Source organism: Pelagicoccus albus, from assembly GCF_014230145.1.
Taxonomy (GTDB): Bacteria; Verrucomicrobiota; Verrucomicrobiia; order Opitutales; family Opitutaceae; genus Pelagicoccus; species Pelagicoccus albus.
In genome coordinates this window covers 289,638-302,567 of record NZ_JACHVC010000007.1, presented here as the reverse complement: position 1 = coordinate 302,567, position 12,930 = coordinate 289,638, and the positions used below count along the sequence as shown (strand labels likewise).

At 52.6% G+C, this 12,930-nt stretch carries 14 protein-coding genes; 2 read left to right on the top strand and 12 right to left on the bottom strand.

Annotation, left to right across the window (positions count from 1 at the left end; genetic code table 11):
• Window positions 1-2: 2 nt before the first annotated feature.
• From H5P27_RS08120 to H5P27_RS08075, 10 genes are all read right to left on the bottom strand, one after another.
• Window positions 3-617, bottom strand: coding sequence for a MotE family protein (locus tag H5P27_RS08120; RefSeq protein WP_185659894.1), 615 nt, complete (start codon window positions 615-617; stop codon window positions 3-5).
• A gap of 11 nt (window positions 618-628) precedes the next feature.
• Window positions 629-1,069: a flagellar export protein FliJ gene (fliJ, locus tag H5P27_RS08115; RefSeq protein ID WP_185659893.1), complete on the bottom strand. Its 441-nt coding sequence runs from the start codon at window positions 1,067-1,069 to the stop codon at window positions 629-631.
• Complete coding sequence (locus H5P27_RS08110; protein WP_185659892.1) at window positions 1,066-2,388, bottom strand: FliI/YscN family ATPase; 1,323 nt, start codon at window positions 2,386-2,388, stop codon at window positions 1,066-1,068. Before H5P27_RS08110 ends, fliJ begins: the two co-directional genes overlap by 4 nt.
• Window positions 2,381-2,980: a FliH/SctL family protein gene (locus H5P27_RS08105; protein WP_185659891.1), complete on the bottom strand. Its 600-nt coding sequence runs from the start codon at window positions 2,978-2,980 to the stop codon at window positions 2,381-2,383. Before H5P27_RS08105 ends, H5P27_RS08110 begins: the two co-directional genes overlap by 8 nt.
• Window positions 2,958-3,965: a flagellar motor switch protein FliG gene (gene fliG, locus H5P27_RS08100; protein WP_185659890.1), complete on the bottom strand. Its 1,008-nt coding sequence runs from the start codon at window positions 3,963-3,965 to the stop codon at window positions 2,958-2,960. Before fliG ends, H5P27_RS08105 begins: the two co-directional genes overlap by 23 nt.
• A gap of 5 nt (window positions 3,966-3,970) precedes the next feature.
• A complete protein-coding gene (fliF, locus tag H5P27_RS08095) occupies window positions 3,971-5,551 on the bottom strand; it encodes a flagellar basal-body MS-ring/collar protein FliF (RefSeq protein ID WP_185659889.1) in 1,581 nt (526 codons plus the stop codon).
• A gap of 31 nt (window positions 5,552-5,582) precedes the next feature.
• Complete coding sequence (gene fliE / locus H5P27_RS08090; RefSeq protein WP_185659888.1) at window positions 5,583-5,930, bottom strand: flagellar hook-basal body complex protein FliE; 348 nt, start codon at window positions 5,928-5,930, stop codon at window positions 5,583-5,585.
• A 49-nt stretch (window positions 5,931-5,979) separates the two neighbouring features.
• Window positions 5,980-6,411 carry a flagellar basal body rod protein FlgC gene (gene flgC / locus H5P27_RS08085; RefSeq protein WP_185659887.1) on the bottom strand — a complete coding sequence of 144 codons (432 nt, stop codon included), beginning with the start codon at window positions 6,409-6,411 and terminating at the stop codon, window positions 5,980-5,982.
• 28 nt (window positions 6,412-6,439) lie between these two features.
• Window positions 6,440-6,820, bottom strand: coding sequence for a flagellar basal body rod protein FlgB (gene flgB, locus H5P27_RS08080; protein ID WP_185659886.1), 381 nt, complete (start codon window positions 6,818-6,820; stop codon window positions 6,440-6,442).
• Between the two features lie 124 nt (window positions 6,821-6,944).
• A complete protein-coding gene (locus H5P27_RS08075) occupies window positions 6,945-8,180 on the bottom strand; it encodes a sulfatase-like hydrolase/transferase (RefSeq protein ID WP_185659885.1) in 1,236 nt (411 codons plus the stop codon).
• Window positions 8,181-8,251: 71 nt separating this feature from the next.
• On the opposite strand from H5P27_RS08075, the gene H5P27_RS08070 reads away from it, so the two are divergent.
• Both H5P27_RS08070 and H5P27_RS08065 read left to right on the top strand, forming a co-directional pair.
• Window positions 8,252-9,112 carry a hypothetical protein gene (locus H5P27_RS08070; RefSeq protein WP_185659884.1) on the top strand — a complete coding sequence of 287 codons (861 nt, stop codon included), beginning with the start codon at window positions 8,252-8,254 and terminating at the stop codon, window positions 9,110-9,112.
• Window positions 9,091-9,699: a class I SAM-dependent methyltransferase gene (locus H5P27_RS08065; protein WP_185659883.1), complete on the top strand. Its 609-nt coding sequence runs from the start codon at window positions 9,091-9,093 to the stop codon at window positions 9,697-9,699. The genes H5P27_RS08070 and H5P27_RS08065 overlap by 22 nt, the downstream gene beginning before the upstream one ends.
• Here H5P27_RS08065 and H5P27_RS08060 read toward each other — a convergent pair.
• Complete coding sequence (locus H5P27_RS08060; RefSeq protein WP_185659882.1) at window positions 9,696-11,177, bottom strand: coiled-coil domain-containing protein; 1,482 nt, start codon at window positions 11,175-11,177, stop codon at window positions 9,696-9,698. The genes H5P27_RS08065 and H5P27_RS08060 overlap by 4 nt on opposite strands.
• A gap of 21 nt (window positions 11,178-11,198) precedes the next feature.
• Window positions 11,199-12,914 (bottom strand): hypothetical protein, encoded by a 1,716-nt coding sequence (locus tag H5P27_RS08055; protein ID WP_185659881.1) that lies wholly within the window; start codon window positions 12,912-12,914, stop codon window positions 11,199-11,201.
• Window positions 12,915-12,930 lie beyond the last annotated feature (16 nt).

Genomic DNA, 12,930 nt, shown 5'->3' with positions numbered 1-12,930 from the left:
AATTATGTTTGTTGAAGATTATCTTTGGAGTTGTCCGTAAAGAGTCGGAGCATATCGGATATCTTGGCAGCGCGCCGAACTTCCTCGGCGACCCCACCGTTAGCAGTGGCCATTTCCTGAAGGATGGCCCCCACCGTGTCGGCTTTCATGAAGAACAATATCTTAACTACCGTGGAGTCGTCTAGCTCCCGAAAAATACTGACCGTCGCATCTGGAGTTAAAGTCGAATAGGTCTTGGATAGACGCTTGAGATTCTCCGTTTCGTCAGATTCAAGCTTCACCACACCTTCGAGCAGATGCTCACGCATCGTTTCTACTTCCTTTTTAATTTCTTCGATCTCAGCCCTGTCCGATTCTAAACGGGCCTCGTAGGCTACAAGCTCTTCCTCACGCGCATCCAAAGCGGCGATACGTCCCTGAAGCTCTTCCTCGAGTTGGTTGATGAAATCGGATGCAAATCCCCATTCAAAAGGTTCCGGCTCTTCACGCGTTACGACGGTTGCCTTCCTCTCTGGTTCTGGGAATAGTTCTTTCCAGGACATTTTGAGAGCGACGAATTGCGTTCCCAGCATCAGGACGAGTGCAAGTACCGCAAGGACCAGTGGTTTTGATAGCATTTGCATAATAGTTATCGAGCGCTCCTTCGCGCGTTAAAGACATCCTCTATTTCGTTTGCCTCTTGTTTTAAGACTTCTGCCGTATACTCCTTAAATCGCTTTTCCTTCAGGTTCGTAACCACTTTTCGGTTACGTGTAGCATCCTGCAGACTCTTCATAGCCTTAGCCCTTTTTGTCTTGGCGGCAGCGAGAGCACTGCGAGCTTCTCCTGCTGTTTTTTGAAGGTCCGCAATCTGTGCGCTGAGACCCATCCGGTCCATCGAATTGAATTTACGACCAGCCTGGCCATCCCAGGATCCGTAAGCGCCCTCTACCAATGATTCCAATTCCTGAATACGCATCGTAATTTGCTCAACAAATGCGTTTTCACGAGCCAAAGCGGCTTTCGCGTTTTGTTCCTCCAACTCTCGCAAATTCAGGAGAGAATCTAAACTGAAAGTGAACTTTTTCATCTAATCAGTTCTCCCAGTTTTTGGTAGCTCTCTTCCCGAGCTACAGTTTCGCTATAGCTCTGCTTTAGGAACTCCATAACGCGACCATTCGCTACAATCGCTGAATCTATCTTGGCATTTGCTCCTCGAACGTAAGCTCCCAAGTTAACGATGTCCTCGTTTTTCCGGTACAAAGCTAGATAGTCGCGAGCCAGCCCCACCGTCGCCAATTCATCCTCCGTCGAAATATCGTTCCGGAGACGGCTGATGCTTTCCAGTACATCGATGGCGGGAAAATGGTTTGAAGTGGCGAGGGCACGGGAGAGGACAATGTGCCCGTCCAAAATACCGCGCACAGCGTCAGCTATGGGTTCGTTGAGATCATCACCCTCAACCAAAACTGTGTAGAAAGCTGTGATAGTACCGCGGTCTGAATTACCGGAGCGTTCCAGAAGCCTAGGCAAAGTAGAAAAAACCGATGGCGTATAACCGCGGCTGGCAGGAGGCTCTCCCACAGCAAGACCAACCTCGCGTTGAGCCATGGCATATCGCGTCACGGAATCCATCAGAAACAAAACGCGTTTTCCCGCGTCGCGAAAATTCTCCGCTATGCTGGTTGCCATATTAGCCGCTCGCAAACGCATTGGTGCAGACTGGTCGGAGGTTGCCACAACTACGACTGTGCGAGCCATGCCCTCTGGTCCGAGATCCTTCTCGATAAACTCTCTCAGTTCACGACCACGTTCACCCACCAGGGCGATCACGTTAACATCTGCAGAAGACCCGCGAGCGAGCATGCCGAGCAACGTCGATTTACCAACTCCCGATCCGGCAAAAACACCCATACGCTGTCCTTCGCCTACTGGAGCGAAAAGATCGATCGCCTTCACTCCCGTGTTAAAGGGTTCCGTGATACGCTTGCGAAGGAGAGGATTTGGCACCTTGCCAGTCGCAGCTCCGGGAGTCTGATAGTGCATAGAGCCAAGCCCATCTATCGGCCGGCCCATGCCATCGACGACTCTACCTAAAACTTCATTGCCTGCAGGGATCTTGTTGAACCCTGAGCTTAGCTTCACGTCGCAGCCCGGGTGAACCCCAGCGACATCACCCAAAGGCATGAGCAAAATACGTTGTTCACGGAAGCCTACCACCTCCGCGTAAACCTTTACCGAAGTCCCTGGAGAGCTGATCTCGCAAACCTCGCCTAAGCTAGCCTGCGGCCCCTCAGACTCTACGATCAGTCCGGTAACCTGGGCCACCTTTCCTAAGTGGCTGTGCGTTTCCAGAGCCCCAACACGAGAACCGATGTCGGCAGCCCAATCTGGCAAAAGCCTATTCATGTGGACGTAAGCTCTCCTTCAGCTTCGCGAACTTATTTTCCAAAGTTCCATCTATCTTACCGAAACGGCTAGAAAGAATACAATCTCCCCGACCGAGCATATCGTCGGCCACGAACACCAGCCCCGGATGCTTGTTTCGCAAGTCGTGGTCCAAATCATCGAGAAGAGCGATATCCTGAGAATGCAAGCGGACTTCCATACGTTCATCGTCCAAGCCCGCTTCGGCGACGATACCCTCGACTACCTTTTCCACTGCTTCTGGCGTCATTTCGAAGCCGCCGAGCGTTTGAGTAACGCATTCATAGGTCAAAGTCATCAAGGCTTCCCTCGCCTCAGAAACAAGGCCGCGAAACTTATCTTCGAGCTGGGAGAACATCCCCTCTCTCATGCTGTTAATCTCCGCCCGAAAATCTACGATCTTCTGGTTGTACTGCGTGCTGGCATCCTCGTATCCACTCTTGTACGACGATTCCACCTTCGCTTGATGCGATGCGGCGTCGATTCGCTCAGCACCGTCATAGGATACAGAGAGTGCAACCAAGTTGCTCTCCAGGACCAGTTTGTGACTATTAGACTGTTTGGCCGCCACCATCGAGACTGATCTCCTCTTGTTCTTCTAGTCTGCGGACCACTTGGATCACGCGTTCCTGGGCCGCTTCGACTTCCGTCAACTTGACCGGTCCCATCATTTCGAGCTCTTCCTTCAAGGTATCCGCCGCACGCTTGGAAACCGCCTCCATAACAGCGTCGCGTAGCGACTCTGTGGCAGACTTGAGGGCGATGATAAGGTCTCCGGAATCCACCTCGCGCATGATGCGTTGCAGGTCTGGAAGCTCCAGGCGGGAGAGATCTTCGAAGCTGAACATCTTCTTGCGGATCTCCGCTCCGAGAGCTGGATTGCGTTCTTCGATATTGGCGAGGATCGACTTGCTGTCCTCTTTTTCCAAGGTGTTGAGCAAATCTGCCACCATGCGAATGCCGCCACTCTTGTTGAGCGTAGTCTTTTGCTTTGTATCCAAATTCTTGGAAAGCGAATTTGCTACCTTGTTGATCAACTCAAGAGAGGTTGGCTCCATTATGCCGAGACGTTCGATCACTTCCTCGCGGACTTCGTGATTAAACATACCCAATATCGGACCTGCCTTATCTCTTTCGAGGTAGGAAAGCACAAAGGCTATGGTCTGAGCCTGCTCAGTCTTGATCATATTGAAGATCTGACGCGGCTCCATCTGCTCGATTTCCTTGATGACCTCGGCAGAGTTGCTGGTCGGAGCGATACGCTCCAAAATACTGGTCGCCTTGAAATCACCTTTCGCGATTTCCAATGCTTTTTTCGTGTAGAGCGGGCCACCCAGAAGCGATCCGTAACTGCTGAGAATAAACTGGGAGAACTCTTCGACGGTAGCTTTTTGGGTATCCTCTTCGATAGCGGAGATGTTCGTCATCTCTTTACAGATCAGCTCGATTGCATCGTCATCGAATTCCTTCAGGACGTGCGCAGCCGCCTCTGGTCCGATTACCACCAAAAACGTGGCCAATCTCTGGATACGTGATAAACTCTTATATTCCGTAGCCATAGCAATTACTTCTTAGCAACCTCGTCCCCAATCCATTCGCGCAGGGAAACTCCGATGTTCGCCGGCTTCTGACGGATTAGTTCGTTGAGCATCTCCGGAGTAACCACGCTTGAGTCCTCCATCTTACGGGTCTGCAGCATTTGATCCGGCTGCAAGACCTCCATGGAGATCTTTTCCGGCTTATAGCGTTTCAACATCTGCATGAAGAATAGGATGACTCCGATTCCCAAGACCGCGCCGACACCACTTTTACCAAGTTCTATGTAACGCTGCATATTGGCATCGTCCTTCAGGAGATCGCCATGGTCTTGGAAAGGATCCGCAGCGAACGCCATTTCCTTTACTGTTACGAAATCCGTAGCCGCTTGCCCAGGGGCCAATTGGATTCCCAGGGCGGTTAGAACGATATCCGTCAATTCCGCAATTTCCTCAGGAGTGCGTTCGACCAAGTTGAGCTGACCGCCGACATCTTCCATTCGCTTGGCGACTACCAACGAAGCAGTGAGCCGCTTAATGGAACCGGGATTCTGAACGCTACTCACGATACGTTCATTGATTTCGTACTGCTCCGAACGAACCTTGTTTTTGTCCTCACGCTCCTTCAATGAGGAGACCTTGTTGCCTCCTGCTCCACCTGCAGCGGGAGTATTGGAGGCGACGCCTGCAGCGGTGTTCGAGCTTTCACCGCTAGTCTCACGCTCGGTCATTGAGTCTTCGTCAAAGGTACTAGAGCGGGCGACCTGACTTTCTGGATCAAAGATTTTTTCTGTGGTTTGAACCGCGGCAGTTTCGATGTCGACCGCGACACGGACTTCGGACTGGTTCGGACCGAGAACGCGATCGAGCATGGACTGCACCTTATTGGTGAAATAGCTTTCCATCTGCTTACGGTACTTCATGACGTCGTTGCTCATTCCGCCTCCGAGTCCGTCAGACCGTAGTTCTTCGCTCAATACATTGCCTTGGCTATCGACGACTACCACATCGTTGACGTCGAGTCGTTGGATCGCATTCGCCACCAGATGACGGATCGAGTTAACAGTGCTGGTGCTAAGTCCACCGCCGCCAACAAAAACGGAAGCAGTCGGGCGATCCTGGCCTTCGCTGCGGGATAGCAGTCTGTTCTCTGGCATCACTACCATTACCCGAGCGGATTCGACCCCATTAAATTGAGAGATGGTGCGCGATAGCTCGCCTTGAATAGCGCGAAGGAAATTTGTCCTCTGAACAAAGTCGCTGATACCAAAGCTGCCTTCGTCGAACAACTCAAAGCCCGGGCCACTTCCACCGGCTGGGATACCTTCGGTGGCAAGCTCCATGCGAATGCGATGCACCTGAGATGCCTCCACATAAATGGAGTTCCCACCAGATCCAGTCTCGAAGCCGATACCCTTTTGTTCGAGCTTGGCGACAATCTTACCCGCTTCCTCAGGGGAGAGCTTGCCGTACAAAAGTTGCATATCCGGCTGAGCTGCCCAGATCATCATGCCGATCATGGAGAGCAGTACGAGCCCGGAGGCCAGTATGAGCGAGATCCTCTGATTCGCTCCCAGCGATTGCCAAATTTCCTTAAATTGATTTCCCATTGTAGTTACTGTTTCAGTACCCTAATTATAACTACACTGGCATCCTCATCAGTTCTTGATAGGACTGAACGAGCTTGTTTCTGACCTCGACCATCATGTTGAAGGCGACTCCAGCCTCCTGCATGGCGATCATCGATTGGTGAACGTTATCGGTCTCGCCGAGCAGCATCTTGTTGGTCTCTTCGACCGCAACCTTATGCTTGGAGTCGACCTCTCCGATAAACTTGCTGACAACGTTTTCGAAAGAGTTTTCCCCATTCGTTTTCCCGAGCTTCTCGGTTTGGGATGGGAACTCTACGCTGTTAAGCTTGCCCGTCTTTTGGAGCGGGTTGGAGGTGAAGAGTTGTTGCGCTGAGAGATTTGAAACTGAGTCGATCATGGGTGGGTGGCGCTTAAGAGTGAAATAGGATTATAGGAAAGTGTGGCGATTAGGCTTTGCCTATACGGAGTGCTTGCTGAGCCATCTGTCGCGAGGTGCGCACGACTTGAAGATTCGCTTCGTAGGAACGTGAAGCGGAGATGAGGTCCACCATTTCGTGGGTGAGGTTTACGTTGGGAAGTCGCACCATCCCCTTTTCGTCCGCATCCGGGTGACCTGGGTTATAGACCAGTGGGCCAGCGCTTTCGTCAGTACCGACGGCGCGTACGTTGACGCCCTGTGCGGTCTGCATGTTTCCGTTTTGGTCACGCCCCAACTCCAGTAGCTTCGCCTCGAATTGAACCGTTTGCCGCTTGTAGGGTTGCCCGTCCGGGCCGCGGGTCGTGTGGGCGTTGGCGATGTTCTGACCGATAATGTCCATCCGCAGCTTTTCCGCCTGTAGAGCGGAAGCCGTCGAGTCGATGCCTGGCATTATATTCATGGTGCGTTCCTATCTAAATGCGGTTCGTCTACACTCTGCCGGAAATGGCGGTCTTAAGGCGGCTGAGCGAAGTGGAGGTATAGTTGGCCAAAAATTCGTACTGGATGGCATTTTTCTGCATTCGCAGCATTTCCTGATCGATCTGCACATTGTTGCCGTCCGCTCTCACGCTGGGAGTGCTGAGGTCCGTAACAGTGCGGAATTGGAGATTGCTGATCTCCGACACATCGTTGCTGCTGGCGGCTTTGCGGAGGTTGGCTTCGAAATCACTTTGGATGTCGATACGCTTGTATCCCGGCGTCTCTACATTGGCGAGGTTGCTGGCGATCGCGTTTTGCTTGGCGTGAGAAACATCCAGTAGCTTTTTCGCTAGGACATAATTTTCACGCTGCATGAGGTCATCAATCATGCCACTCGCTAAGCAAAGCGTATGCCTAAGCCATCACTCCTTATGTTAACCTCTGTTTATCAACGCTTTAAAATACTTAAAAAGTCCTTCAGAGTCCTACAAAACGGTCGAGGGCAGATTTTGCCTAGGCCTCAAATTCCCAATTTCCGAGATGCTCCAAAGTGTAAGGCTCGTCGTCTTTCGGGAAAACTTCGGTCCGCTCGGGAGTGCGATTGGCGTTCCAAACATACGCACACTGCTTGGCAAACGGGGGCACGCTTGGCATGGAGATCTCCTGCTGAGGAGGACCGGGGTCTCCACCTAAAAGGCAAGAAGCCAAGTTTGATCCATCCCCTCCCCAAGCGGAATCAACGCCTGCCAAGCCGAGCAAAGTTGGCCCGAGGTCGACCAAAGACATGAGTAAATCATCGTCCACGCCAATCCCAGCACCTTTGATCAACATCGGGATACGAACCGCCTCTTCATCCGGCCATCCCTTTCTGAACTTCCCATCCACTCCATGCATATCTCCATGCACCGAGCTGAAAGCGAATATACTGTCATTCCAGCAGCCAAATTTCCTCTCGAAATCGACCAGCCGGCCAATGGAACGGTCTGTCGCCTCGATGTGAGAGTAGTAGCCAGAGAGCTCTCTCCTCGCCGTTGCCCTCAAATCAGGATCACTTGTGGTGCCTCTCAACAAGCGAATGGAATCGGGATCCAAGGGTTTTATCCCCGCTGCAGGCGCTGCGTAAGGCGGATGAGGCGAATCCAGGCTGATAACGGAAAAAAGCGGTTTCCGAGAAGTCCGACGGCGACGAAACTCCAAAAAGCGATCGATAACGACATCGCTTTGGTATCCTTCGAAACGCTTTGGTTGAGGGATGCCGGTCCCGTGAAGAAGCGGATCATTCAGCAAAAATCCAGACTCGAAGCCTTCCCAAAGCCCAAAACCAAGCCGGCGATTCTCCGGAACAACGACTCTCGCGTGCGCCTCTCCGACGACAGGGGCCAGCGGGTCTCTCTCATAAAGCTGCCATTTTCCGAAAAAAGCGGTCTCATAGCCGGCCACCTCAAATGCAGCTGCCAAGCTTCGACTCTTCGCTGGCAAAGGATCAAAGTAATTTTCGATTCCGTTTTTTGGAGAACGCAGCCCGGTCAAAAAGGCTGCTCTCGCAAAAACGCCAAAAGGGTGAGGCGTCACCGCCTGACGAATCCACCGCGACTCTTCGGCCAAATCATCTAGACAGATTGTTCTAGCATTAGGATCGCCCGCGAACCCAAAGGCGGAAGCGCGCCACTGAGTCGTGAGCACCACGCAAACGTCTGGATTCGATATAGCTCCCAAGGCCGACATGCCGCAGATTCCTGCCTTTTTCACAGATGTTTGCGAACGGAAAAGACAGGAGGAGAGGGATTTGCAGCCAAAATCAAAGTTTCGACCATATCCGCGTGCCGCCTCTTATCAAGGCGAACCTAAACGGAAAGCGTTCGCCACCTCCCGCGATTTCCCCATCTACTGCCAGCGTAATGTTTTCTCGGCTAAAATGGCTTACCTACTTATCGCTCGACGCTCCTTTGGTCGCGATCGCATGGCAGGCCCTTTTTTCTCACGTCAAAGACTCCCATCAGACTTGGCCAAAATTCGTCATCGTCTTCGCCTCGGTTTGGCTAGGCTACGCAGCGGACCGGTGGTTCGACAATCTGAAACGGGATAAACCCTCCAGCCCGCAGCACTCCCTTTATGCGAACCACCAAAAGACATTTTTAGGCATCTGGGCAACGGTGCTTCTCGCAACAGTGGCGCTGTCGATCAAGAGCCTGAGTTCTCAGGAGCTGACAAATGGACTGATCCTCACCGCCGCCTCTCTGGCCTACACCCTCTTCGCCCAGAAGGCCAGACGGCTATCGATTTACCCGCTCGCGAAATCACTTTTTACCGCCCTCCTCATCCTCTGCGCGGCCCTTCTCTTCATCGGGCCTTATTCGATACCGTTTCTAGCATTGCTCAGCGTTTGGCTACTATTCGCATCGAATTGCCTATTCATTCGCTCGTGGACGCGGCTGGAAGAACCCTACACCCGAACGGTCGCCTATTTTCTTACCTTTGGATGCGCTGTCGCTAGCCTGATCGCCACCTCTGCCGAAACCGTTCTGATCGAGATCACAGTCCTGATTTCACTTACTTGCCTAGCTGGCCTGCATTTCAAACGAAGCCATTTCAAGATCGAGAGCTCAAGAGCGCTAGCGGATGTATGCCTGATGTGCCCCTTTCTAGTCATCCTTATTCAATGCCTAACTTCGACTCGCTAGCCCGGATATACCATCCTCTAGAGCGGATCACTTTTGCAGGTAAACTAGAGGCCGCTCGCACCTTCTGCATCCCTCTCGTTTCAGAATGCCAAAATGCCCTGCTAATCGGCGACGGAGACGGAAGATTCTCGACTGAACTCCTAAACGCGAATCGGTCGGTCAAAATCCTGAGTATCGATATCAGTTCCCGGATGCTGCAAGTGGCCAAAGAGCGAGCAGGCAATCACGCGAATCGCTTGGCGATAAAAAACGCGGATGCCTTGAAGTTCGACTATCCAGTGGGAGCATTCGACTTCATCGGCCTGCACTTCTGCCTGGACTGCTTCGAGCAAAGCGAGGTCGACGACCTTTTGCCGAAACTAGCCAAAAGCCTGAAACCAAACGGTTTGCTCGCCCACACTGACTTTCGATCCGACACCGTCTGGCAAAAAGCGATCGTTCGCCTGCTCTACTTTTCGTTTTGGCTGGGAGCCGGCCTGAGGGCTAACAAGTTGCCTATCGTGAAGTGGACCGGAGAGTTTTCGCTCGAGTCCCGACGTCGCTCTCTCGGGGGTCTAATCACGAGCGACCTTTGGCGAAAAGCCTAGCGTAGCGGCGACGGGAAATCATCCAAAGCGCTGTTGAGCACTCGCAAGGTTCCCTTCAGCTCGCCTGTGTTCAGCTGTCGACGAAGGTCGAGAGTCTCGAGCGCAACGAAGTTGTTGACCAACACGCAGTAACGACGATTCACCATAATCCCGAGCAACTCGCCTGTCTTCGAAAGCACCAAGTCGCCAGTCGATGGTGAGAATTCGCCGAAAATCGAACTGAAGATCTTAGTCTGCATTTTAACGAAACCAGGAGTCTCGGAATCGAGCTTGAACTCGACTTCACCATAGTACTTTCCGTCATGGTCAACCAAGACAGCTTCCGGGAACTTAAAAGGTTCTAGCGCAGTGAGATAAGGTTTTCCACCGAGGCTGCTTGCCTCTTCGGCCGTTAGTTTGATCATGGCAATTCTGGGATCCAAGTCCATGAAACCCAAAGCTCCAACCCGCTTATCCGCCCCTGAACGGCTCAAAGTGAGAGACACCGATCGGACGTACGACGGATTGGAACGGAGCCCAAACGGCATGTTGTCGATATGAACAAGGGCGTAGTAATCGGTGCCGTCGCTCACCACCACGGTGGTGGTCGTATCTTCCTCCTGTACGTAACGATTTCGCAGGAGCTTTATCGCGGTGAAGTTAGCGTTGACCTGATTGTTTTTGAAATCTGCAAACAGTTGGTTGGCGTTGATTTCAAAGTTTGATCGCAATTCTTGCGTGAGGTCTTGAGAACTCGCGGCAAGTTCACTCACGCCCTGGGCCAGAAAGGTGGACTGTTCCTGAAGACGCTCCCTCTCCTCGCGCTCCGCCACGACCGCCCCCTTCAGGTCGGTTACGGAGTCTTGCAAAAACTCATTTTCCTGCTCTCGCATGCGGACCTGAACCCCCAACTCCTGCACTTGCTGCTGCGTATTGGCCAGCTGTTGGTCCTTGGCTTGAAGGGCGCTTTCTTTGGCTTCGATCTCTTCAAGCTTCCTATCCAGCTCCTCCTGCAAAAGCCTCGACTGGGCTTGGCTTTGCAAAGCCTGCTGTTCTGCCTCAGAGAGACGCTGCGTCACGGATTGAGCTTCGCTGCGAGCCTCCTCCACCTGATTCTGTAGAGCTTGGGCCTCCTGTTCGAGATTCTGTCGCTCTTCAGCCAACTGCTGCTGACGTTGCTCCGCCTCCGACAAGTTCTGTTCCAAACTCTGAATGCGATCTTGGCGCTGAGCTAGTTCCTCTTCGCGTTTCGCCAATTCCGCTGCCTTGGCCTCAAGATCCTCACTCAGCTCGCTGCGCTGTGCCTGCTCCTCCTCCAGAGAATAGGCCAAGGTATCGAGGAGGTCCTGCTCCATCATAGCCATGCCTGACACACTTGCCTCTTGGCTCTCTGCAACCTCGGCCTCCGTTGGTGGCGGCGCGTCTTCTTCCATCTTCCACATGGAAAGGATGGTCAGCAACAGGAAGTCGCAAAGTATGAGTAGTAGAGTCTTATTCATCTCGGTCTCGGACGGTCGCCCCTATTCTTCGCGAATATGGTGGGCGATCTGGCTTTCGCTCGCGATGATGAGTCGGGTTTTGTAAGGGCGCACGAGGCGAATCTTCACGATCGCGACACAGAGGATACCAAAAAGGTTCGAGGAATATGCCGCTAGCAGGTTGGCGTCCACTAGACCTATGACCTGCATTACGAGGGAAATACACGTCCCGGCGATACCGACATAAAGTCCGCTGTCGAAAAGGTTCTCCTCGTTCTCCATGAGCCTTAGCTTCACAAGGGGCTCTATGATACGGCGATCGATCTCTCGAACCTTTAGCATGCAGATCAAGAAGACCAAACATTGGAGGACAAAGAAGAACGCAATGGATAGTAATGTTGCTGATTCCATAGAAGTGGTGGGAGTTGTTTCGACAATCTGAAGTTCGCCATCGACGTTGGTTAACACTGGCATGACGAAACTGAAATTATAGCCCTCGAAAGCGCCCGAGCTCGCGAGGAAGGGTTCGCTCAAAACGGCAAATACGATCACCGAGGCAGAAGCCCCAAAAACCCTTTGCGTGAGGGCGAGTACAGGCGAAACCTTTTCTCTGTAAAATCTGCCGAAAAGGCTGAAGCCCCAAAAGGCAGTAAAGGAGCCAATGAAAAAGAGCCCATACTTGGTACCGAGAGCCAACTCCGGATTTCTCAAACTGTAGGGAGCAAGAAAGTCCTGAACCTGAGATATCAGATCCCCAGCTTCAGCCAAAACCTTCCCGGAAGCTCGCTGGGCTTCCTCTTCGATCGGCAATTGCTCCCGCAAGGCCAAAAGATAGCCGTCGACCCCCGCGGCGAGCGACGCTTTCAGACGCTCGAAGCCTTCATCTCCATAGCGTTCTAAATAAGCGAAAAGATCGTCCGGGTCATCACTCGTCAGCGTCATGGCAAAAACCAAGCTCTGCTCTTCCGAACGCTTGTGCAGGAGGAAACGAAGTTTTTGCGCCGCCTCCAATGAATGTAGGCCGGAAAAGGCTTCCTTGAGCTGACCCCAATTAAAAATCCGTATCAAGGACAGACAATCCAGGTAGAAATCCTCGAGCTCGCCGACTGCACCGCTCGCCTTGGCCTCCAGTATGTGCTCCCGCAGGTCGATCCTCAATTCATCGGTAAAATGATCTCCTTGAGCGAGAAGCCCTAGGCTCAGCAAACAAACTTCCAGCGGACGTCCAGCGGTACTTTGGACTGGGAACAATCGCTTGTAGGTCGTGAAGGATCCGGTAGCCAAAAGGTCCCGAACCATCGGATTTCGTGAATTTTCAAGGATCTTCGCTACCGCGGATCGATTCGGCTTGGCCAGCAAAACGCCCAGAAAACCGGGCTCAGTCGAGTACTCCTCAACAGGAATGTCCTTGAGAGCGGCTTCCAAAAACGGGTCCCAAGCGCCCCAGCGTTCGAGCTGAGCATTGAACTCGAGTTCCATATCGACCTGCGAGGCGACGAGGGTCGCTTTTTGGTCTCCCAACTCTTTTGCCGCTTCGGCGAGCAAATCGGCGGTGCCCAAGTTTCCGTCAAGCAGAGCCGTCTTCGCCTTATCCGTTAGCGAATCTCCCGCCTGCCCGGCTTCACTCACCACCCCGAAGGGGATCGACTTAAACCGCGACGGTATCAGCCAGCCAAAGGCGATCAAAGCCAGTCCGAAAAACAGCAGAAAGCATCCGAGGATGACTTTGGATCGACTGGATTTGGCAGATTTCGACATGGATTTTCGCTAATGA